15 protein-coding genes and 1 pseudogene are annotated in these 23,136 nt (G+C 69.6%); 3 read left to right on the top strand and 13 right to left on the bottom strand.

Annotated elements, in window-relative coordinates:
- Positions 1-197: 197 nt before the first annotated feature.
- The 7 genes from JAO84_RS28895 to ngcE form a co-directional block, all read right to left on the bottom strand.
- Positions 198-1,544: a sugar ABC transporter permease gene (locus tag JAO84_RS28895; protein WP_370415447.1), complete on the bottom strand. Its 1,347-nt coding sequence runs from the start codon at positions 1,542-1,544 to the stop codon at positions 198-200.
- Positions 1,541-2,335 (bottom strand): ATP-binding cassette domain-containing protein, encoded by a 795-nt coding sequence (locus JAO84_RS28890; RefSeq protein WP_265868444.1) that lies wholly within the window; start codon positions 2,333-2,335, stop codon positions 1,541-1,543. The genes JAO84_RS28895 and JAO84_RS28890 overlap by 4 nt, the downstream gene beginning before the upstream one ends.
- A 151-nt stretch (positions 2,336-2,486) precedes the next feature.
- Positions 2,487-3,587: a substrate-binding domain-containing protein gene (locus JAO84_RS28885; RefSeq protein WP_370415446.1), complete on the bottom strand. Its 1,101-nt coding sequence runs from the start codon at positions 3,585-3,587 to the stop codon at positions 2,487-2,489.
- Positions 3,588-3,709: 122 nt separating this feature from the next.
- The gene (locus JAO84_RS28880) at positions 3,710-4,930 is read right to left on the bottom strand and encodes an ROK family protein (RefSeq protein WP_370415445.1); all 1,221 of its coding nucleotides are present in this window, start codon (positions 4,928-4,930) and stop codon (positions 3,710-3,712) included.
- Between the two features lie 156 nt (positions 4,931-5,086).
- Positions 5,087-6,031 (bottom strand): carbohydrate ABC transporter permease, encoded by a 945-nt coding sequence (locus JAO84_RS28875; RefSeq protein WP_370415444.1) that lies wholly within the window; start codon positions 6,029-6,031, stop codon positions 5,087-5,089.
- Between the two features lie 15 nt (positions 6,032-6,046).
- On the bottom strand, positions 6,047-6,976 hold the full coding sequence (locus JAO84_RS28870) for a carbohydrate ABC transporter permease (protein ID WP_370415443.1): 930 nt from the start codon (positions 6,974-6,976) through the stop codon (positions 6,047-6,049).
- Positions 6,977-7,050: 74 nt separating this feature from the next.
- A complete protein-coding gene (gene ngcE / locus JAO84_RS28865; RefSeq protein ID WP_265868449.1) occupies positions 7,051-8,490 on the bottom strand; it encodes an N-acetylglucosamine/diacetylchitobiose ABC transporter substrate-binding protein in 1,440 nt (479 codons plus the stop codon).
- Between the two features lie 392 nt (positions 8,491-8,882).
- Here ngcE and JAO84_RS28860 point away from each other — a divergent pair, with 392 nt between their 5' ends.
- Positions 8,883-12,719: a GH92 family glycosyl hydrolase gene (locus JAO84_RS28860; protein WP_370415442.1), complete on the top strand. Its 3,837-nt coding sequence runs from the start codon at positions 8,883-8,885 to the stop codon at positions 12,717-12,719.
- Positions 12,720-12,795: 76 nt separating this feature from the next.
- On the opposite strand, the gene acnA is transcribed toward JAO84_RS28860, so the two are convergent.
- Positions 12,796-15,516, bottom strand: a complete 2,721-nt coding sequence (gene acnA / locus JAO84_RS28855) for an aconitate hydratase AcnA (protein WP_370415441.1) — start codon at positions 15,514-15,516, stop codon at positions 12,796-12,798.
- A 293-nt stretch (positions 15,517-15,809) separates the two neighbouring features.
- On the opposite strand from acnA, the gene JAO84_RS28850 reads away from it, so the two are divergent.
- Positions 15,810-16,166 (top strand): VOC family protein, encoded by a 357-nt coding sequence (locus JAO84_RS28850; RefSeq protein ID WP_370415440.1) that lies wholly within the window; start codon positions 15,810-15,812, stop codon positions 16,164-16,166.
- Positions 16,167-16,262: 96 nt separating this feature from the next.
- The gene (locus JAO84_RS28845; protein ID WP_370415439.1) at positions 16,263-17,792 is read left to right on the top strand and encodes a helix-turn-helix domain-containing protein; all 1,530 of its coding nucleotides are present in this window, start codon (positions 16,263-16,265) and stop codon (positions 17,790-17,792) included.
- Here the strand turns inward: JAO84_RS28845 and JAO84_RS28840 are convergent.
- The 5 genes and pseudogenes from JAO84_RS28840 to JAO84_RS28820 form a co-directional block, all read right to left on the bottom strand.
- Positions 17,789-18,601, bottom strand: coding sequence for a hypothetical protein (locus JAO84_RS28840; protein ID WP_370415438.1), 813 nt, complete (start codon positions 18,599-18,601; stop codon positions 17,789-17,791). The genes JAO84_RS28845 and JAO84_RS28840 overlap by 4 nt on opposite strands.
- A gap of 91 nt (positions 18,602-18,692) precedes the next feature.
- Positions 18,693-20,246 (bottom strand): MFS transporter, encoded by a 1,554-nt coding sequence (locus JAO84_RS28835; RefSeq protein ID WP_370415437.1) that lies wholly within the window; start codon positions 20,244-20,246, stop codon positions 18,693-18,695.
- Positions 20,247-20,361: 115 nt separating this feature from the next.
- The gene (locus JAO84_RS28830) at positions 20,362-21,207 is read right to left on the bottom strand and encodes an alpha/beta fold hydrolase (protein WP_370415436.1); all 846 of its coding nucleotides are present in this window, start codon (positions 21,205-21,207) and stop codon (positions 20,362-20,364) included.
- Positions 21,208-21,246: 39 nt separating this feature from the next.
- A complete protein-coding gene (locus tag JAO84_RS28825) occupies positions 21,247-21,645 on the bottom strand; it encodes a RidA family protein (RefSeq protein ID WP_370415435.1) in 399 nt (132 codons plus the stop codon).
- A gap of 332 nt (positions 21,646-21,977) precedes the next feature.
- Positions 21,978-23,111: pseudogene (locus JAO84_RS28820) on the bottom strand (acyl-CoA dehydrogenase family protein); the annotation flags it as partial.
- Between the last annotated feature and the right edge of the window lie 25 nt (positions 23,112-23,136).

Below are 23,136 nucleotides of genomic sequence, written 5' to 3'. Positions count from 1 at the left end.
TCCTTGCTTTGAACTGGTCGAGCTTGCCGATTTGTCGAGTCTAATGTTCCGTCTTGGATCGTGGGCATCGGGCCGGGGACTCGGTCCTCACCCGGATGGCCGACACACCGCTGATCCGTGCGGTCGCCACGTTGATCCGGACGCAGCAGCGCCCGGCGCCGGTTCTCCGGCGCCGGGCGGACTGTGCGTGATGTCGGTTACGCGCGACCCGCGGTCTTCTGCGTGCGGCGGGAGACCGAGTCGATCACGACGGCGGCGAGCAGCACCGCGCCGGTGATCATGTTCTGGATGGCGTTGGACATGCCGATCATGTTCAGGCCCTGCTGGATCGACTGGATCACGATCATGCCCAGGAGCGCCGACCAGACCTTGCCGCGGCCGCCGAAGAGGCTGGTGCCGCCGATCACGGCCGCGGCGATGACCAGCATCAGCGTGTTGCCGCCGCCGAGGCTCTTGGTGGCGCCGCCGGAGAGGCTGGCGATGAACAGGCCGCCGAAGGCGGCGAGGGTGCCGGAGATCGCGAAGACCGCGATCCGGACGCCGTCCACGCCGATGCCGGCGCGGCGGGCCGCCTCGGCGTTGCCGCCGACCGCGAAGACCTTGCGGCCGAAGAGGGTGCGGCGGGCGACGAAGTCGGCGAGGACCAGGACGGCCAGGAAGAGCACCAGGGCGAGCGGCAGGCCGCGGGCGCCGGCGGGCTCGTTCATCACGTACGCGACGGCGAAGACCAGGAGGGCGACGACGGCGGTGCGCAGCACGATCTCGCTGACCGGGCGGGCCGGGAGCAGTGCGGCCTTGCGGCGGCTGCTGTCGCGGAGCAGCGAGAACAGGTAGGCGGCGACCGCGACCAGGGCGAGGCCGTAGGCGGCGATCTTGTCGGCGAAGAAGTAGTTGGTGAGGTTCTCCACCACGCTGCCGGACGGCGTGTTGATGGAACCCTCGCCGCCCATGAGCCATTCCTGGAAGCCCATCCAGCCGAGGAAGCCGGCCAGGGTGACCACGAAGGCGGGGACGCCGATCTTGGCGAAGAAGAAGCCGTGCAGCGCGCCGATGGCGGTGCCGGAGAGCACCGCGAGCACGATGGCCAGCCATTCGTTCATGCCGTTGCTGACCTGGAGGCCGGCCCAGACGGCGGCGCCGACACCGGCGACCGAGCCCATGGAGAGGTCGATCTCGCCGAGCACGAGCACGAAGACGATGCCGACGGCCATGATGCCGAGGCCGGAGGCGTAGACCGTGACGTTGGCGACCGAGCTCGCGGACAGGAAGTTGCTGTTCTGGAGCTGGAAGACGATCGCGATGACGATCAGGCCGAGGACGACGGGCAGGGAGCCGAGCTCGCCGCCGCGGATCTTGCGGGTGAACTCGGTCCAGTAGCCCTTGAGGCCCTCCTCGCGGACGAGGAGGCGGGGGTCGACGGCCGGGACGGGCGCCGCGGACTCGGCCACGGCGGCGGTCTCGACGGCGGTCTCGGTGGCTTCCGCCTCCGCGACAGCGGTCTCGGGGGCCTCGGAGGCTTCGGGGGTCTTGGCGAGGTCACTCACTTGGCGTCCTCCTTTGCAGCCGTACGGGCCTGCCGGCGGGTCACGGCGTTGTCCGTGGCCCCGGTGATGGCGGCGATGATCGTCTCGTGGGTGGTGTCCGCGACGTCGAAGACGCCGTTGTTGCGGCCGAGGCGGAGCACGGCGACCTTGTCCGCGACGGCGCGGACGTCGGCCATGTTGTGGCTGATGAGGATGACGCCGTGGCCGCGCTCGCGCAGCCGCTCCACCAGGTCGAGCACCTGTGCGGTCTGCTCGACGCCGAGGGCGGCGGTGGGCTCGTCCAGGATCACGATCTTCGGGTCGCCGATCAGGGCGCGGGCGATGGCCACGACCTGACGCTGGCCGCCGGAGAGGGCGGCCACGGGTATGCGGACCGAGGGGATCCGGATGGACAGGGTGTCGAGCAGCTCCCGGGCGCGCTTCTCCATGGCGATCTCGTCGAGGACGGTGCCGGAGCTGAGCTCGCTGCCGAGGAAGAGGTTGGCGACCACGTCGAGGTTGTCGCAGAGCGCCAGGTCCTGGTAGACGGTCGCGACCCCGAGGTTCTGGGAGTCGTGGGGCTTGGTGATCTGGACCGGGCGGCCGTCCCACTCGATGGTGCCCTCGTCGATCGGGTGGACGCCCGAGATCGTCTTGACGAGGGTGGACTTGCCGGCGCCGTTGTCGCCCACCAGGGCGACGACCTCTCCGGCGTGGATCTCCAGATCGACATCGGTGAGCACCTGGACGGCGCCGAACCGCTTGGAGACCCCGCGCAACGCCAGCACGGGCGTAGCGGACACGTGAATCATCTCCTTCGCCGCCTGACCGGCGGGGATGTGGTGCGGGGCACCCTCCCGACAGGGGCGGTGGGGGGTGCGAGGGGAGTCCGGCGCCCCGCCCCCGCTTGCGGGGCGTGGAGTGGGGCGGGAGCGCCGGACCGGTTCCGTGGGGCGGCAGGGGTTACTTGATGCCCGCCGCGTCGCAGGCCGCCTTGTACTCGGCGGTGCAGATGTCGGCCGCCTTGTAGACGTTGTCGGCGATGATCGTGGAGGCGATGTTCTCCTTGGTCACGACCTGCGCGTCGTACAGCTTGGCCGGGATGCCCTTGAACTCGCCGGTGAGGCTGTCGACCTTGACCGGGACGAGGTCGTCGATCTTCTCGCCCTTGAGGAGCTTGACGGCGATCTCGGCGGTGGTCTCGGCCTCGGGCTTGATCTGCTTGTAGATCGTGAAGGCCTGGTCGCCCTTCAGGATGCGCTGCAGACCCGCGAGTTCGGCGTCCTGGCCGCCGACCGGGACCTTGACGCCCTGCTTGGCGAGGGCGGTGATGATGCCGCCGGCCATGCCGTCGTTGGCCGAGTACACGCCCTGGAAGCCGGTCTTGCCCAGGGAGTCGATGGCGGCACCCATCTTCTTGTTGGCCTCGTCCGGGGACCAGTCCGGGATGTCCTGCTCGTAGACGACCTTCTTCACGGCGCTGTCGATGGCGCTGTGGGCGCCCTTCTTGAACAGCGGGGCGTTCGGGTCGGTCGGCGAGCCGTTGATCATGACAACGTTGGCGTCCTTGGCGTTGGCGCCGAGCGCCTTCACCAGGGCCTCGCCCTGCAGGCGGCCGATCTTCTCGTTGTCGTACGACACGTAGGCGGAGATCGGGCCCTCGGCCAGGCGGTCGTACGCGACGACCTTGACGCCCTTCTTCTCGGCCTGCTGCACCCAGGACTTGGTGGCCTTGTAGTCGACCGAGTCCAGGATGATGACCTTCACGCCCTGCGTGACGAGCGCGTCGAACTGCTTCTTCTGCGTCTCGGTGTCCTGCGCGGCGTTGTTGTACTTGACCTCGCAGTCGGCGCAGAGCGCCTTGATCTTCGCCTCGATGATCGGGCGGTCGAAGGTCTCGTAGCGGGTGGTCTTGTTCTCCGGCAGGAGCAGACCGATGGTCTTGGTGTCACCGCCGGCGGCGGCGCCGTCCGCGTTGTCGCCGGCCTTGCCACAGGCGGCGATCGAGAGGGCCATGGAAACCGCGGCCGTGCCTATGACGACGCGTCGCGTCACTGCGTTCATGTGGGGTTGCCTCCCTGACGAGGCCGCGACGTTGCGGCCGAGGTGGCTGGAAGTCAACTCGGCCGCGGGGCAACCGTCAAGAAGTAAATCCTTAACGAGATGGCAACGGTGCCATTCGTTATCTAAGTGAACGCAGGCGTACGGGTCGCCGAAGGCCCCTGCAGCGTCCCCTCAGAACCGTGCAGAAGCGTCGAATCACCCATCTCGCTGAGTACGAGGGCGAGTGCGCCGAGCACCTCGGCGCGGCCCCCCAGGGCCCCTGGGGCCACCGAGAGCTGCCGGGCGGCGCTGGGGATCGCGTAACGCGACACGGAGTCCCTGATGGGCGCCAGGACCAGCTCACCGGCCTCCGCCAGATCGCCGCCGAGGACCACCCTGCTCGGGTTCAGAAGGTTGCAGAGGTTGGCGACACCGCTGCCGATGTGCCGGCCGACGTCCGCGATCACCCGGCGGCAGCCCGGATCGCCCTCGCGGGCCAGCTGGACCACCCGCTCCATGGTCAGATCGGCCCCGTGGCTCGGCTGGAGCAGCGGCAGTACGTAGCGGGCGGCCGTGAAGGTCTCCAGGCAGCCCCGGTTGCCGCAGCGGCAGACCGGGCCCGACTCGTCGAGCGTGATGTGCCCGATCTCGCCGGCGGTGCCGCCCGGGCCCCGGTAGACCCGCCCGTCGATCACCAGGCCGGCACCGACACCGCTGGCCACCTTGATGTACGCGAGGTCCTTGACGCCCCGCCCGCTGCCCCAGACCAGCTCGCCGAGCGCGCCGAGGTTGGCGTCGTTGTCGACGTGCACGGGGACGCCCAGGCGGGCCGAGAGCTCGTCGGCCGGGTTGATCCCGCTCCAGCCCGGCAGGATCGAGGTGGAGCCGAGCAGGCCCGAGGAGACGTCGATCGGGCCCGGCACGCCGAGGCCCACCCCGACGACCTTGTCCCGGCCGATGCCGGTGGCCGCGATCAGGCGGCTGACCAGCTGCTCGGCCCGGTCGAAGCCCTCCGCGGACGAGGCGTCCACGTCCAGCGGCTCCGCTTCCTCGGCGAGCACCTGGTGCGCCAGGTTGCCGACCGCGACCCGCAGGTGCGTGTGGCCGAAGTCGACGCCGATGACGATGCCGGCGTCGCCGCTGAGCGAGACGCTGCGGGCCCGGCGGCCCCCGGCGGAGGTCGGGGTGACCTCGACCGTGCCGCCTTCCTTCAGCTCCCGCACGATGTTGGAGACCGTGGCGGCGGACAGGCCGGTCGTCCGGGCGATCTCCGCCTGGGTGAGCGATCCGGCCATCCGTACCGCCCGGACGACCCGCTCGAGATTGGCCCGGTGCAGCGACGACTGCGACCCCGGAGTCTCCATTGACTCTCTCCACCCTACGACGTGTACAAGTTATGAACTCCAAGCTCCGCTGTAGGGCTTGTCGCCGTCAAGTCCTCGACGGTAGTGGAATCCGGAAGCAAAAAGTCCGGCCCCGAGGACCGTGTCCTCGGGGCCGGACGTCGAGCGGCGTTTTCGTTACTTGAGCGTGGCCGAAGTGAGACCCGCCTGGACCTGCCGCTGGAAGGACAGGTACACCACAAGCATCGGGATCATGGCGATGGTCACGCCGGCGAAGAGCACCGGCAGATCCGTCTCGTACCCCTGCTGCTGCTGGAGCTGGATCAGGCCCTGGGTCAGCACGTAGCGCTCGGGGTCGTCACCGGTCTGCGGCTGCATGAGCACGGTCGGCAGCACGAACTGGTTCCACTGCCCCAGCGTGTTGAAGATGCCCACGCTGATCAGACCCGGCTTCGCCATCGGCAGCATCACCTGGAAGAAGGCCCGGGTGTGCGAGGCCCCGTCCAGGATCGCCGCCTCGAAGACCGCCGTCGGCAGGGTCCGGAAGAAGGAGTGCATGAAGAAGACGGTGAACGGCATCGAGTAGGCGACGTACACCAGGATCAGACCCTGGTAGGTGTTGAGCATCCCGAGCATCTTCACCATGAAGAAGAGCGGGACCAGGGCCAGGAAGACCGGGAACATCGCGCCGGCCACGAAGAAGTAGTAGATGAGCCGGTTGCCCCAGAACTCGTAGCGCGCCAGGACGTAGGCGGCCATCGAGCCGAAGAGCATGGTCAGCGGCACCGAGAACACCAGGACGATCACGGTGTTCAGGAAGTAGTCGCCGATGCCCTTGTCCCAGGCCCGGGTGAAGACGTCGAAGGACCAGTTGGCCGGCCAGCCGAACGCCGAGCCCGCGATCTGGGAGTCGGTCTTGAAGGAACTGAGCACCAGCCACAGCAGCGGCAGCACGATCAGCAGGGCCCAGACGGCGAGGAAGCCGTGCGAGAAGACGTTCAGGACCATGCCCTCGCGGGCCGGGCCGGGGGCCGGGGTGCTGCCCTTGCGGGCGGCGCGCTGGCGCGGCACGGCGGCGCCGCCCGCCGTGGGGGCGTCGGACTTCTGGATGGGTGCAGTCATCGAGGGTTCTCCCGCTCAGAACTCGAGGCGCTCGCGGCGGGTGGCGCGCAGCGTGACCACGGACACGATCAGGGTGAGCAGCAGCATGACCACGCCCATGGCACACGCGTAACCGCTCTTACCGAAGTAGAGGAAGTTCCGCATCATGACCGTGGACATCGTCTCGCTGTGGTGGTCGGGGCCGCCGCCGTAGTCGCCCGAGGTCATCGTCGAGACGAGGACGAACATGTCCATCGCCACGATGCCGAGGTAGACCCAGGCGGTCTGCACGGAGTCCCACAGCAGCGGCAGGGTGATGCGGAAGAAGGACTGGGCGCGGCCGGCGCCGTCGATCAGCGCCGCCTCGTAGATGTCCTTCGGGATGGACTGCATGGCGGCCGAGAACAGCACCAGGTAGAAGCCGACGCCGTGCCAGACGACGACCGCGATGAGCGCCCACAGCACGAAGTTGGGCTCGTTGAGCCATTCGACCGGCCGGTCGGCGTCGATGAGGCCGAGCTTCAGCAGGAATCCGTTGAGCATGCCGCCGGTGTCGCTGCGGTACACGGCGCCGAAGAGCACCGCGAGGATCGCGAGCGAGAGCACCTGCGGGAAGAAGTACACGATCTTGTAGAACTTCGACCCGGCGACGCCCGCGACGCCGCCGGCCTTGCTGCGCCCGCCCGCGTTCACCATGAAGGCGAGGAAGAGGGCGAGCAGGATGGTGATCACCGGGATGAACACCAGGAACAGGATGTTGTGCCAGACCGCTCCCAGGAAGACGTCGTCCTCGAAAAGGGCCACGTAATTGTCGAGGCCGACGAAGGAGAAGGTCTGCGACTGGCCCTTCCAGTCGGTCAGCGAGTAGCCGAACGTCTGGATGTACGGCCAGATGACGAAGACCAGATAGAGGGCCACGGGTATGAAGAGGAATCCCGTGACGAACTTGTACTGCCCTTTGCGCATGGCGTTCCTGTCCCTGATGTCCCCGGCGGAGTGCGGCGCGAGGTGCGACCGCTCCGCGAGCTCTGTCCGCTCGGTCAGTCGCGGTGGTTGTTCTTGGCCGCCGGGTCCTTGGCCGCCTTGTCGACCGCGGCCTGGGCCCGCTTCAGCCATTCCGCGGGCTGGATGCGCTTGGCCATCAGCTCGTTGGAGGCGTTCTGGATCTCGGTGTCCATCTCGCTGTACCACTCGGTGTACAGGAAGCGGAAGGTGTTGCTGCCGGCCTTCTTGGAGGCCTCGACCGTGGACTGGGTGCCCGGGCGGAGCTTGACGCTCGGGTCCACGCCGTCGGCGAGGATGGTGAGCGAGTTGGCCTCCTTGGCGAAGAGCGTCGACCACTCCTTGGAGAGCATCATCCGCATGAACTCCTTCGCCTCGGCCAGGTTCTTGGCCTTGGCCGGGATGATGAAGGGCTCGCCGGAGCCGGCGCGGATCGCCTCGTACGGCATCTTGCTGCCGGGCAGCAGCGGCATCGGCATGAACTTCATGTCGAAGTCGGCCGGGGTCTGCTTCAGCTGCTCGTTCTCCAGCCAGGAGCCGGAGGTGATGAAGGCGGCCTTGTACTGGTTCCACCGGGTCTGCGACTCGGTGTGGGTGAGGCCGTTGGTGCCGGGCATGAGGTAGCCCTTCTCGACCACCTCGTAGATCGCCTCGACGGCCGCCTTGGCCGCGTCGGAGCCGACGAAGGCCTTGGGGTCGAGGTTGTCGATCGCCTTCATGGCGTCCAGACCGCCCTTCTTGGCGATCAGGTCCATGATGGCGACGTTGATGTAGTACGGGTACTTGCCCTGGTGGGCGAGGCCGCCGATGCCCTGCGAGGTGGCGTCCTTGCAGATGGCCAGGAACTCGTCCCAGGTCTTCGGCTCGGTCCAGCCCTTCTCCTTGAAGAGCTTGCCGGAGTACCACAGGCCCCACACCGTGTAGATGTAGTTGAGGGCGACGGTCTTGCCCTCCAGGATGCCCGCGTCGAGGGTGCCGGGGATCAGGGTGTCCCGGACCTTCTTGTTCGGGTCGTCGATCGACGGCGCGTCGAGGACCTCGGCCAGGTCGAGCAGCTGCCCGTTCTTCTGCAGCACGTCGATCTTGATCTTCTGGGCGCCGGAGTCGTCGACGATGTCCGGCGGGTTGCCGGCGTTGAAGCGCGGCTGGAGCTTGCCGGTGATCTCCTGGGTGCCGGTGTGGGTCGCGCTGACGCCCCACTTCTTGTTGAAGCTGGCCTCCCACGCCTTGGCGTAGTCGTCGCCGTAACCGCCCTTGAAGACGACGACGTCGATCTTGCCGCCCTTGGCGACGCCGAACGGATTGTCCTTCGTCTTCTCGCCCTTGGGCTTGTCGGACGCCGAGTCGTCGCCCCCGCTGGACGCGCACGCGGACAGGAAACTCATCGTGGGCACCGAGATCAGACCGAGGGCGGCGGAACGCTTGATCAGATCGCGACGGCCGAGGCCCTCATTCTTCGGGGCGGAGGTGGATCCCATGCTCAAGTCCTCGCCTTCATTCAGGACTCAGGCGGTGTACCGGTCGCCCGTACAGAGTTCGCCTCAGGCGAAGGGCCCCGCCACCGCGGTCAATTGCAGCTGGGTCGTGCAGGCGTCGGGCCGCCGTTGGTTTCCGCGTTTCCGCGACGACGGGCTGGACGCCGACAGGTATAGTCCACTTCCCTTCGCGGGAGCAAGATCGAAACCAGCTTTCCCGTGCAGTCTTCTCCGAGTTGAGACCTCCGAATCGACGATGGCGTTTCTGCCCCGTTTCCTCCTTCCGATCGGCGTCAACACCCTTGACAACGGGCATCATTCGCCCTTCTCCTGGGGACTCGCGCAATCGGTTTGACAACGTTGTCTAGAACCAGCGGCAGGAGCGACGACACGGCATGCGTCCCCATCTCAGAGCGGTCTCTCTTGCGGCCTCGGCGGCACTCGTCCTGAGCCTCACCCCCACGGTGGCTCAGGCGCTTCCGGGCCGAACGGGTGAATCCGACACTTCCGCACGGGAGTTCACCACCTCCTTCGAAACGGACGAAACCCAGCCGACCTGGCGGAACACCGTCGAAGTCGGCCCCGACGGAAAGAAGCGCACATCGGGGGTCGACGGCGGATTCGTCAGCGGCATTCCGGGCAATGTGACCGACCGGGTCACCGCGGTGCGCGCCAGCGGTGAGAACGCCGGCTCCGGCGAGGTCAAGGAGAACCTGGTCGACCTGCAGCCCGGCACCAAATGGCTGGTCTTCGAGCCCACCGCCTGGCTCGAGTTCGACACCGACGAGCCGGTGAAGCTCGCCACCTACGCGCTCACCTCGGCCAATGACGCCGCCGAGCGCGACCCCAAGGACTGGACCCTGAAGGGCTCCGCCGACGGGAAGACCTGGACCGTGCTCGACACCCGGAGCGGCGAGAGCTTCGCCAAGCGCTTCGAGACGAAGGCGTACGACATCCCGGGCGCGGCCGCCGGCGGCGCGACCGCCTACGCCCACTACCGTCTGGAGATCACGAAGAACGCCGGCGCGGGCCTCACCCAGCTCGCCGACCTCCAGTTCTCGAACGGGGACACCTCCCAGCCCGTCCCCGAGGACATGCGCAGCGCCGTCGACCGCGGCCCCAGCGGCTCCCCCACCGCCAAGGCCGGCGCCGGCTACACCGGGAAGCGCGCGCTGCGCTACGCGGGCACGCACCAGGGCGAGGGCCGGGCGTACTCGTACAACAAGGTCTTCGACGTCGACACCCGGATCGTCCGCAACACCGAGCTCTCCTACAAGATCTTCCCGTCGATGTCGGCCTCCGAGACCGATCTGAACTATCCGGCCACCAACGTCTCCGTGGACCTGGCCTTCACCGACGGCACCTATCTGAGCGAGCTCGGCGCGACCGACTCGTACGGCGGGCCGCTCACCCCGCAGGGCCAGGGCGCGGCCAAGCGCCTCTACGTCAACCAGTGGAACCAGGTCACGGCGCGGATCGGCGACGTCGCCAACGGCAAGACGGTGGACCGGATCCTGGTGGCGTACGACTCCCCCAAGGGCCCGGGCAAGTTCCAGGGCTGGCTCGACGACGTCTCGATCGCGCCGAAGGCCCCGCAGCAGCCTTACGAGCGCCTGTCCGAGTACGCCTCGACGACCCGCGGCACCAACTCCTCGGGCTCCTTCTCACGCGGCAACACCTTCCCCGCCACCGCCGTCCCCCATGGCTTCAACTTCTGGACGCCGGTGACCAACGCGTCCACGCAGAGCTGGATCTACGAGTACGCGCGCGGCAACAACGCCGACAACCTGCCGACCCTGCAGGCGCTGTCCGTCAGCCATCAGCCGAGCCCGTGGATGGGCGACCGGCAGACCTTCCAGGTGATGCCGTCGGCGGCGGCCGGGACCGTGCCGACCGACAAGGCGGCCCGCGCGCTGCCGTTCCGGCACACCGACGAGTCGGCGAAGCCGTACGGGTACGGGGTGAGCTTCACCAACGGCCTGAAGGCGGAGGTGGCGCCGACCGACCACGCGGCGCTGATGCGCTTCAGCTACCCCGGGGACGACGCGAGCGTGGTCCTGGACAACGTCACCGAGCAGGGCGGGCTGGCCCTCGACCCGGCGACCCGTTCCTTCACCGGCTTCTCGGACGTGAAGAGCGGACTGTCGGCGGGCGCGGGCCGGATGTTCGTGTACGGCGTCTTCGACGCGCCGGTCACGAGCTCGGCGGCGCAGGGCGTGAAGGGCAGCCTCCGCTTCGACGCGGGCGCCGACCGGACGGTGAACCTGCGGATCGCGACCTCGCTGATCTCCGTCGAGCAGGCGAAGGCCAACCTGGCCGGCGAGATCCCGGAGGGGACCTCCTTCGACGCGGTGCGCGAGCGGGCGCAGGACGCCTGGGACGAGGTGCTGGGCCGGGTGACGGTGGAGGGCGCGAGCCACGACCAGCTGGTCACCCTCTACTCCAGCCTCTACCGGCTCTACCTGTACCCCAACTCGGCCTCGGAGAAGGTCGGTTCGACCTACAAGTACGCCAGCCCCTTCTCCGCTCCGGCCGGGCCCGACACCCCGACCCGTACCGGCGCGAAGATCGTCGACGGCAAGGCGTACGTCAACAACGGCTTCTGGGACACCTACCGCACCACCTGGCCGGCCTACTCCTTCCTCACCCCGGAGAAGGCGGGCGAGCTGGTCGACGGCTTCGTGCAGCAGTACAAGGACGGCGGCTGGATCTCCCGCTGGTCCTCCCCCGGCTACGCGGACCTGATGACCGGCACCTCCTCGGACGTGGCCTTCGCGGACGCGTACGTGAAGGGCGTCGACTTCGACGCGGAGGCGGCGTACGAGGCGGCGCTGAAGAACGCCACCGTGGCCCCGCCGAGCGGCGGCGTGGGCCGCAAGGGCACGGCGACCTCCACCTTCACCGGCTACGCCTCCACCGCCACCCACGAGGGCCTGTCCTGGTCCCTGGAGGGCTACCTCAACGACTACGGCATCGCGAAGATGGGCGAGGCGCTCTACAAGAAGACCGGCAAGAAGCGGTACGCGGAGGAGTCGGCGTACTTCCTCGACCGGGCCCGCAAGTACGTCGGCCTCTTCGACGCCAAGGCCGGCTTCTTCCAGGGCCGGGACGCGAACGGCGCCTGGCGGGTGCCCTCGGAGTCGTACGACCCGCGGATCTGGGGCTACGACTACACGGAGACGAACGGGTGGGGCTATGCCTTCACCGCCCCGCAGGACTCCCGAGGACTGGCCAATCTGTACGGCGGGCGGTCCGGCCTCGCGAAGAAGCTGGACGCCTACTTCTCGACGCCCGAGACGGCCTCGCCCGATGTCTCCGGCTCGTACGGCAGCGTCATCCACGAGATGACCGAGGCCCGGGACGTGCGGATGGGCATGTACGGGCACTCCAACCAGGTCGCGCACCACGTGCCGTACATGTACGACGCGGCCGGGCAGCCCTGGAAGACCGCGGAGAAGGTACGCGAGGTGCTCTCGCGGCTCTACACCGGCAGCGAGATCGGGCAGGGCTACCACGGCGACGAGGACAACGGCGAGCAGTCGGCCTGGTTCCTGTTCTCGGCGCTCGGCTTCTACCCGCTGGTGATGGGCAGCGGGGAGTACGCGATCGGCTCGCCGCTCTTCACGAAGGCGACCGTGCGGATGGACAACGGCCGCACGCTGGTGGTGGAGGCGCCGCGCAACAGCGCCACCAACATCTACGTCCAGGGCGTGAAGGTGAACGGCGTGGCGTGGAAGTCGACGGCGCTGCCGCACGAGCTGCTCGCCAAGGGCGGCACGCTGAAGTTCGACATGGGCCCGAAGCCGTCGGCGTGGGGCACGGGCGCCTCGGCGGCGCCGGTGTCGATCACCAAGGACGACAAGGTGCCGGCGCCTCGGGCGGACCTGGTGGCCCGCGGTACCGGGGCTGCGGGGGCGCTGTTCGACGACACGTCGGTGACGGCGGGGCCGGTGGCGGGCACTCTCGATCTTCCCGTCACCGGTCCGGTCAAGGCGGTCCAGTACACGCTGACCTCGTCGGCGGACCGGGCGAAGGCGCCGGCCGGCTGGGTGCTCCAGGGCTCGGCGGACGGCGTGACCTGGACGGACCTGGACCGGCGGGACGGTGAGTCCTTCGCGTGGGCCCGGCAGACCCGGGTGTTCTCGGTGGCGAAGCCGGGGGCGTACGCGAAGTACCGGCTCGTGGCGACGGGTTCGGGGGCCGAGTTGGCGGAGGTGGAGCTGCTGGGCTGAGCCCCGTGACCCCGTAGAACGAGTAAGGGCCGGTCTCCATGGACCCCGGCCCTTACTCATGGGCTACCGCTGATCCTTAGCCGCGGATCAGGTTGCGCAGCACGTACTGCATGATGCCGCCGTTGCGGTAGTAGTCCGCCTCACCGGGGGTGTCGATGCGGACGACCGCGTCGAACTCGACACCGGTGTCGGTGGTGACCTTCACCGTGCTGGGGGTGGTGCCCTCGTTCAGCTCGGTGATGCCGGTGATGGAGAAGGTCTCCTCGCCGGTCAGGCCGAGCGAGTCGGCCGACTGGCCGGCCGGGAACTGCAGCGGGAGGACGCCCATGCCGATGAGGTTCGAGCGGTGGATGCGCTCGTACGACTCGGTGATGACGGCCTTGACGCCGAGGAGCGCGGTGCCCTTGGCGGCCCAGTCGCGGGACGAGCCGGAGCCGTACTCCTTGCCGCCCAGGATGACCAGCGGAGTGCCGGCGGCCTGGTAGTTCTGCGAGGCGTCGTAGATGAACGACACCGGGCCGTCGGCCTGGGTGAAGTCGCGGGTGAAGCCGCCCTCGGTGCCCGGCGCGATCTGGTTGCGCAGGCGGATGTTGGCGAAGGTGCCGCGGATCATGACCTCGTGGTTGCCTCGGCGCGAACCGTAGGAGTTGAAGTCACGACGCTCCACACCGTGCTCGGTGAGGTACTTGCCGGCCGGGGTGTCGGCCTTGATGGCACCGGCCGGGGAGATGTGGTCGGTGGTGACCGAGTCGCCGAGCTTCGCGAGCACGCGGGCGCCCGTGATGTCGGTGACCGGGGTGGTCTCCATCGTCATGCCCTCGAAGTACGGGGGCTTGCGGACGTAGGTCGACTCGGCGTCCCACTCGAAGGTGTTGCCGGTCGGGATCGACAGCGCCTGCCACTGGGCGTCGCCGGCGAAGACGTCCTGGTAGGACTTGGAGAACATGTCCTCGCCGATGGCGTTGGCGACGACGTCGTTGACCTCGGCCTCGGACGGCCAGATGTCCTTGAGGAAGACCGGGTTGCCCTCGGTGTCGACACCGAGCGCGTCCTTGGTGATGTCCACCTTCATGGAGCCCGCGATGGCGTACGCGACGACCAGCGGCGGGGAGGCCAGGTAGTTCATCTTGACGTCGGGGTTGATGCGACCCTCGAAGTTGCGGTTGCCCGAGAGCACCGAGGTCACGGCGAGGTCGTGGTCGTTGACGGCCTTGGAGACCTCCTCCGGCAGCGGGCCGGAGTTGCCGATGCAGGTGGTGCAGCCGTAGCCGACGAGGTTGAAGCCGACCTTGTCGAGGTACGGGGTGAGGCCCGCCTTGTCGAAGTAGTCGGTGACGACCTTCGAGCCCGGGGCGAGGGTGGTCTTGACCCACGGCTTGCGGGTCAGGCCCTTCTCCACGGCCTTCTTCGCGACGAGCGCGGCGGCGACCATGACGTACGGGTTCGAGGTGTTGGTGCAGGAGGTGATGGCCGCGACCGTCACCGCACCGTGGTCGAGGGTGTAGGTCGTGCCGTCGGGGGCGGTGACCTGGACCGGGTTCGACGGGGCGCCACCGTTCGGGTGGTTGGCCGGGGCGTCGGAGGCCGGGAAGGACTCCAGCTCGGCCTCGTCGGCGGTGGAGACGTAGTTGAGGACGTCGCTCTTGAACTGCTCGGCGGCGTTCGCGAGGACGATGCGGTCCTGCGGGCGCTTCGGGCCGGCGATCGACGGGACGACCGTGGAGAGGTCGAGCTCCAGCTTCTCGGAGAAGTCCGGCTCGGCCTTCGGGTCCAGCCAGAGGCCCTGCTCCTTGGCGTACGCCTCGACGAGCGCGACCTGCTGCTCGGAGCGGCCGGTGAGCTTGAGGTAGTTCAGGGTCTCGTCGTCGATCGGGAAGACCGCGGCGGTGGAGCCGAACTCCGGCGACATGTTGCCGATGGTGGCGCGGTTCGCGAGGGAGGTGGCGGCGACGCCCTCACCGTAGAACTCGACGAACTTGCCGACGACACCGTGCTTGCGCAGCATCTCGGTGATGGTCAGCACCAGGTCGGTGGCGGTGGTGCCGGTGGGCAGCTCGCCGGTCAGCTTGAAGCCGACGACGCGCGGGATGAGCATGGAGACCGGCTGGCCGAGCATCGCGGCCTCGGCCTCGATGCCGCCGACGCCCCAGCCGAGCACACCGAGGCCGTTGACCATGGTGGTGTGGGAGTCGGTGCCGACCAGGGTGTCGGGGTAGGCCTGGCCGTTGCGGACCATGACCGTGCGGGCCAGGTGCTCGATGTTCACCTGGTGGACGATGCCGGTGCCCGGCGGGACGACCTTGAAGTCGTCGAACGCGGTCTGGCCCCAGCGCAGGAACTGGTAGCGCTCCTTGTTGCGGCCGTACTCCAGCTCGACGTTCTCCGCGAAGGCGGAGTTCGTGCCGAACTTGTCGGCGATGACGGAGTGGTCGATGACCATCTCGGCCGGGGACAGCGGGTTGATCTTCGCCGGGTCGCCGCCGAGCGCCGCGACGGCCTCACGCATGGTGGCCAGGTCGACGACACAGGGGACACCGGTGAAGTCCTGCATGATCACGCGGGCCGGCGTGAACTGGATCTCCTGGCTGGGCTGGGCCTGGGAGTCCCAGTTGCCCAGGGCCCGGATGTGGTCGGCGGTGATGTTCGCGCCGTCCTCGGTGCGGAGCAGGTTCTCCAGGAGGACCTTCAGGCTGTAAGGGAGGCGCGCGGAGCCCTCGACCTTGTCCAGCTTGAAGATCTCGTACGACTCGTCGCCCACGCGCAGCGTGCTGCGGGCGTCGAAGCTGTTCGCCGACACGACAGTCTCCTTCATATATGTGCGCGTTCCACCACATCCTGCCGCCACGTACTCGTCGTCGATCCGCTAAGGTAAGGCTAAGTTAGGTAACCCTTACCAGGGTGGCGGCAGCGGTGCGCCTCGGCAGATATCTCGATGTCGAGATAACTCTAGTACATCACCGGCGGTCGGTCATGCCCGGACCGCCTCCGATGCCGCGCGTCTCCCGCACGTCCCCCGCGCACACGGGACACAGGGGTCCATTCGGACGCGCGCGCGTTGCCGGGGGCGTGGGGCGGATCGAGGATCGGAGCATGTTCAGCGGCGCGCACGTCATCCTCTACACCCGCGACGCGGAGGCCGACCGGGCCTTCCTCAAGGACGTCCTCGGCTTTCCGCACGTGGACGCCGGCCGGGGCTGGCTCGTGTTCAAGCTGCCGCCCGCCGAGATCGCGGTGCATCCGACGGAGGACGAGCCGAAGCACGAGGTCTATCTGATGTGCGAGGACCTCACCCGCACGCTTGCCGACCTGGAGGACCGGGGCGCCGAGATCTCACGGCCCATCACCGAGCAGTCCTGGGGCCTGCTCGCGGCGGTACGGCTGCCGAGCGGGACCGAGCTGCCGCTCTACGAGCCGCGACACCCCACGGCGCTCGACCTCCCCGCGTAGGCCGAATCGGTCATATAGCCTCATAAGTAACGACACGTCACCCGATTGCCGCACCCCGATGATCGTCACATCTCATATCTGAGATAACGTGACGCCATGGCAGACGACTACCTCGTACGCATCGGCAAGCTCATCCGTGACGCACGGCAGCACCGCGGCTGGACCCAGACGCAGCTCGCCGAGGCCCTGGCCACCAGCCAGAGCGCCGTCAACCGGATCGAACGCGGCAACCAGAACATCAGCCTTGAGATGATCGCCCGCATCGGCGAGGCCCTCGACAGCGAGATCGTCTCCCTCGGCTACGCCGGCCCGATGCATCTGCGCGTGGTCGGCCGCCGCCGGCTCTCCGGCGCCATCGACGTCAAGACCAGCAAGAACGCCTGTGTCGCGCTGCTCTGCGCGTCGCTGCTCAACAAGGGCCGCACGGTGCTGCGCCGGGTCGCGCGGATCGAGGAGGTCTTCCGGCTCCTCGAAGTCCTCAACTCCATCGGCGTCCGCACCCGCTGGATCAACGAGGGCGTCGACCTGGAGATCGTGCCGCCGGCCGACCTGGACATGGAGTCCATCGACGCCGAGGCCGCCATCCGCACCCGCTCCATCATCATGTTCCTCGGCCCGCTGCTGCACCGCCTGGACCGCTTCAAGCTCCCCTACGCGGGCGGCTGCGACCTCGGTACGCGCACGATCGAGCCGCACATGATCGCGCTGCGCCGGTTCGGCCTCGACATCACCGCCACCGAGGGGCTCTACCACGCCCAGGTCGAGCGCGCCGTCGCCCCGGACCGCCCGATCGTGCTGACCGAGCGCGGCGACACGGTGACCGAGAACGCCCTCCTCGCCGCCGCCCGCCACGACGGCGTCACCGTCATCCGCAACGCCTCCTCCAACTACATGGTCCAGGACCTGTGCTTCTTCCTGGAGGCCCTGGGCGTACGGGTGGACGGCATCGGCACCACGACGCTGACCGTCCACGGCGTCCCGCAGATCGACGTCGACGTCGACTACTCCCCCTCCGAGGACCCGGTCGAGGCGATGAGCCTGCTCGCCGCCGCCGTCGTCACCGAGTCGGAGCTGACGATCCGCCGGGTCCCGATCGAGTTCATGGAGATCGAGCTCGCGGTCCTGGAGGAGATGGGCCTCGACCACGACCGCTCGGCCGAGTACCCCGCCGACAACGGCCGCACCCGCCTGGTCGACCTGACGGTCCGCCCCTCCAAGCTGGAGGCGCCGATCGACAAGATCCACCCGATGCCCTTCCCGGGCCTCAACATCGACAACGTCCCCTTCTTCGCGGCCATCGCGGCGACTGCCCAGGGCAAGACCCTGATCCACGACTGGGTCTACGACAACCGCGCCATCTACCTCACCGACCTCAACCGCCTCGGCGGCCGCCTCCAGCTCCTCGACCCCCACCGCGTCCTCGTCGAGGGCCCCACCCGCTGGCGCGCCGCCGAGATGATGTGCCCCCCGGCCCTCCGCCCGGCGGTGGTCGTCCTGCTCGCGATGATGGCGGCCGAGGGCACCTCGGTGCTGCGCAACGTCTACGTCATCAACCGCGGCTACGAGGACCTGGCGGAGCGGCTGAACTCGGTGGGCGCGCAGATCGAGATCTTCCGGGACATCTAGCCCGCGCGCTGCCAGGTGACCGGGAGGTTGACCTCGGGGCCGCCGTTGCCGCCGTCGCCGCCGAAGCGGAGGGTGCCGGCGAGGGCGGAGACGGTGGCGTCCCAGCAGTTCACGTCGGTGACGCGGATCTCGGGCATCTTGAGGGTGGCGCCGGGGACCACCGGGCGGAAGGGCTTGAGGGCGTTCGTGTCCAGCTCCAGGGGCACCGGGTCGGCGGCCGTCCAGGCGCCGCCGGCCGGGGCGAAGCGGGTGAGGATCCGGTCGTCGGTGAGGACACCGGTGGCCGGGTCCGGCTTCGGGGCGAAGGACAGTTCGACCAGGGTCGCCTTGTTGCCGTTGGGGAGGGTGCCGGCAGGGATCAGGGCGACGAAGGTGCCGGTGAGCGGCTTGCCGTCGGGGTTCCAGCAGGCGGCCGCGGTACGCGGGATGCCGCTGGTGGGCGGCTCCCCCGAGTCCGTCGGGGTGGGGGTGGGGCTCTCCGTGGGGTCGACGCCGCCGGTGGTGACGCCGCCGGTGGTCTCGCCCGAGGTCGAGCCCTCGCTGACGCCGACGGTGCCGCCGCTGTCGAAGCCCCCGTCGACACCGCCGTCCGCGGTCCCGCCTTCGGTCACGCCCACGGTGCCGCCGCTGTCGACGCCGACCGACACGCTGCCGACGTCCCCCTCGGTCGGCTCGGCCGTCGCGGCGGCCGCGCTCAGGCCCGGCGCGAGGCCGTCGCCTGAGGCGGTCAGGAACACGGTGGCGGCGGCGACCGCCGTCGCCGCCGCCACCGTCAGGGAGATCCGTCTGATACGTCGCTGCTCGCTCAACTTGCCTGCCCCCACCTGTCGTTCGGACGTCTTTCGTCTGTCCTCACGCTGTCTCGGGCGGGGTACGGGCAAACCGTGATCTACGCCTCAGTCACCCGCCCGGCATCATCGCGCCGCCCTTGAGGCGTTCCATGTCCGAGGGCCGGACCTTGATGGCGAGGATGGAGATGATCGCGGCGAGGATGGCGAAGACCGCGGCGACGACGAAGCCGGAGGTGACGCCGCTGGTCAGGACCTGGTCGCCGAAGGGTGGGGGAAGTTGGCCGGTCTTGGCGAACTGGGCCTTCTCCAGGGGGCCGGCCTGGGCGAGGAAGGCGGGGACCTGGACGTCGGCCTCGTTGCGGCTGGCGGTGCCGAAGACGGTGACCAGGATGGAGAGGCCGAGGGAGCCGCCGACCTGCTGGGTGGCGTTGAGGAGGCCGGAGCCGGCGCCCGCCTCGGCCGGCGCGACCCCCGAGAGGGCCATCAGGGTCAGGGACACGAACATCATGCCCATGCCCGCGCTGAGGATCAGCATCGGGCCGAGGATGCTGCCGGCGTAGGTGGAGTGGACGTCGACCTGGCTCATCCAGGACATGCCCGCCGCCAGGCACAGCGAGCCGATCACCATGAAGGGCTTCGGCCCGAACCTGGGCAGGGTCTGGGAGGTCACTCCGGCCAGGACCGCGATCACGGCGCTGACCGGCAGGAAGGCCAGGCCCGTGCGCAACGGGCTGAAGTCCAGGACGCCCTGGACGAACAGGGTCAGGAAGAAGAACATCCCGAAGATCGAGGCCGCCAGGCAGAGCATGATCCCGTACGTGCCCGCCCGGTTGCGGTCCGCGAACATGTGCAGCGGGGTGATCGGCTGCCGCGAGCGCCGCTCGACGAACACGAAGCTCACCAGGAGCACGATCGCCGCACCGAACGAGGCGATCGTGTACGGATCGCGCCAGCCCTCCTGAGCGGCGCGGATGAACCCGTACACCAGCGCCACCATGCCGAGCGTCGAGGTGAACGCGCCGAGCAGGTCGAAGTGGCCGGGATGGCGCTCGGACTCCTTGACATGGCGCGGGGTGAGGAAGGCGATCAGAAGCGCGATCGGCACGTTGACGAAGAACACCCAGCGCCAGTCGAGCCATTCGACCAGGATTCCGCCGGCGAGCAGACCGATCGCACCACCACCGGCCGAGACGCCCGCGAACACGCCGAAGGCCCTGTTGCGTTCGGGGCCCTCGTCGAAGGTGGTCGTGATCAGCGACAGCGAGGTCGGGGACGCGATCGCGCCGCCGACGCCCTGCAGCGCGCGGGCGGCGAGCAACTGCCAGGACTCCTGGGCGAATCCGCCGAGCAGCGAGGCCAGGCCGAAGAGCAGCACGCCGAAGATGAAGACCCGGCGGCGCCCGAGGATGTCACCGGCGCGGCCGCCGAGCAGCAGCAGGCCGCCGAAGGTCAGGGTGTAGGCGTTGACCACCCACGACAGGCTCGTGGTGGAGAAGTCGAGCGCGCTCTGGATGTGCGGGAGCGCGATGTTCACGATGGTGATGTCGAGCACCACCATCAGCTGACACGAGGCGATCACGAACAGGGCGATGCCCTTGCCGTCGTCTCCCGACTTCTTCGGGACCGCGGTCTGCTGCGGGGTGCTCGGCTTGGGGGTAGTCATGGCGCATCGCGCCCTCACCGGAGGGAGCCGTGGGCCGGTCAGTCCACCTTTCGACACTAAGCCCCGGCCACGGGGCCGACCAGTTGATCAAGCGGCCTCGTTCAAGGCCCGCTGATCAAGAGGCCGTCTCCGGCGGCTCGGTGACGAACGCGCGCAGTTCCGCCGCCAGTCGTTCCGGCTGGTCCTCGGCGATCAGTGTGCGGGCGTCGGCGATCTCCACGTACCGGCCGCGCGGCAGCAGCGCGGCGAGCCGGCGTCCGTGCGCGGGCGGCATCATCAGGTCGTCGGCGGCCCACACCACGAGCGCCGGGCGGTCGAAGGAGCGCAGGCCCTCGGCCGCCCGCAGCAGTTCGTCCTTCCGTACGGCCAGGTTGTAGCGGCGGAAGTCGTGCCGGACCGCCGGGTCGGTGCGCAGCGGGCGCAGCCAGCCGTCGACGACCGCGTCCGGGACGGGGCGGCGGGTGAGCGCGCCGAAGCCGACGGGGAGGCGGCGCAGGGCCTTGAGGCCGAGGACCCGGGCGAGGAGGGAGACCCCGCCGGGAATGCGGCAGGCGAGCGCGATCAGCTTGCCGGGCACGCCGGGCGGGTAGTTGTCGAAGGCCTCGCAGGAGATGAGGACGAGGCGGGCGAGGCGATCGGGGTGGCGGACGGCGACGGTCTGCGCCCGGCCGCAGTCGCTCTCGACGAGGGTGACGTCGTGCAGGTCGAGCCGGTCGAGGAGTTCGGCGATCAGGTCGACGACGGAGTCGGGCGAGAGCGGTACGTCGGGGCGCAGCGCGATGCGGTGCGAGCCGTACGGGAGGGTGGGCGCGATCACCCGGTGGTCCGGGGCGAGTCGGGCGGTCACCGCGCGCCAGGCGGTGGCGTCGTGGACCAGGCCGTGGAGGAGGACGACCACGGGTCCGGGGCCGCCGGTGTCCTCGTACGCGACTGGTCCCGCGGTCAGTTCGATCTCCGGCATGCCGGCTCTCCCCCTGTTCGCCGTCGGTGCGCGGCCGGGTCAGTCCACGACCGCGAAGCCGTCCAGTTCCACCAGGGCCTGATCGTCCCACAGCCGTACGACACCGATCACGGCCATCGCCGGATAGTCCCGGCCCGCCAACCGGTGCCAGATGCGGCCGAGTTCGGGCGCGTGGTGGCGATAGTCGGCGACGTCCGTGGCGTACACGGTGACCCGGGCCAGGTCGGCGGGCGAGCCGCCGGCGTGGCGCAGCGCCACGAGCAGGTTGGTGAGCGCGGTCTCGAACTGCTCGGGGAGTGTCTCGCCGGTCACCTTGCCGTCCCGGTCGAGACTGGTCTGGCCGGCCAGGAAGACGAGCCGGCTGCCGGTGGCGGTGACGGCGTGGCTGAAGCCGGTGGGCGGGGAGAGATCGGCGGGGTTGTGGCGGTGCAGGCTCATAGGGTGCCTCCTCCTGTCGGGACGGGGGCGGAGCCCGAGACGGGCGCGGGCGCCGGGGCCGGTGCGGCGGCCGGAGGGTCGCTCGCCGCCCCCGGTCCGGGGGTCGGGCTCGCGCCCTCGACAGAGGCGGGGGCAGGCGAGGGCGCCGGGGCCATCGTGGTCCCTGAGGCCGGACCCGGGCCGGCGGCGGTGGTCGGGAGGCTCGCCCCGGCGGCGGCCCGGGCGCTCGCCGGCGAGCGACCCTCCGGGCTCGCGCCCGCGGCAGGCGCGGGCGGCGGGCCCGACCCGGCGGCGGCCACGGCGCCCGCCCGAGTGCCGTCCCCGGCAGCCGCCGCCCGGTAGAGCTCCTTCGCGATGATCGTGCGCTGGACCTCTGTGGCGCCCTCGTAGATGCGGGGGGCGCGGACCTCGCGGTAGAGGTGTTCGAGGAGGTGGCCGCGTTGGAGGGCGCGGGCGCCGTGGAGTTGGACGGCGGTGTCGACGACGTACTGGGCGGTCTCGGTGGCGAGGAGCTTGGCCATGGCGGCGCGGCGGGGGACGTCCGGGGCGCCGTGGTCGTACGCCTCGGCCGCCGCGTAGACGAGGAGCCGCGCGGCCTCGGTGCGGGTGGCCATTTCGGCGACCTGGTGGGCGACGGCCTGGAGGTCGGCGAGGACGCCGCCGAAGGCGGGGCGGGCGGCGGTGTGGGCGAGGGTGGCGTCGAGGGCGGCCTGGGCCATGCCGACGGCGAAGGCGCCTACGCTCGGCCGGAACAGGTTGAGGGTGTGCATCGCGACCCGGAAGCCCTGCCCGGGCTCGCCGAGGACGTCCTTCGGCCCCACCCGTACGCCGTCGAAGACCAGGCTGCCGAGCGCGTGCGGGGCGAGCATGTCGAGCGCCTCGCCGCCGAGCCCCGGCCGGTCGCCGGGAACCAGGAAGGCCGTGACCCCGTGGGAACCGCGCCCGCCGTTCCCGCGCCCGCCTTCGCCCGTTCGGGCGAACACGGTCATCACGTCCGCCTCGGGCGCGTTCGAGATCCAGCACTTCTCCCCGTACAGCCGCCAGCCACCGCTCTCCGCGTCCGGTACGGCCTCCAGGGCCAGCGCGGCGGCGTCGGAGCCCGCGCCGGGCTCGGAGAGGGCGAACGCGGCGACGGCGCGCCCGGCGGTGACCTCGGGGAGCCAGCGGGCGCGCTGCGCGTCCGTGCCGAAGGCGGCGATCGGGTGGGCGCCGAGGCCCTGGAGGGCGAGGGCGGTCTCCGCCTCCGTACAGGCCCGGGCCAGGGACTCGCGCATCAGGCACAGGTCGAGCGCGCCGGAGTCGAAGAGCCGGGCGATCAGGCCGTGGGCGCCGAGCGCGGCGACGAGCGGGCGGTTGACGCGGCCCGGCTCGCCCTTCTCGGCGATCGGTCGCAGCTGCTCGGCGGCGAGCGCGCGCAGCTCGGCACACCAGGTGGACTGTTCGGGATCGAGCGAGAATGCGGCCATGGGGGCCTCTCCATATCGCGAACCG

The sequence above is a fragment of the Streptomyces fradiae genome (assembly GCF_041270065.1).
Classification (GTDB): Bacteria; Actinomycetota; Actinomycetes; order Streptomycetales; family Streptomycetaceae; genus Streptomyces.
This window is presented reverse-complemented; position numbering and strand designations above follow the sequence as displayed.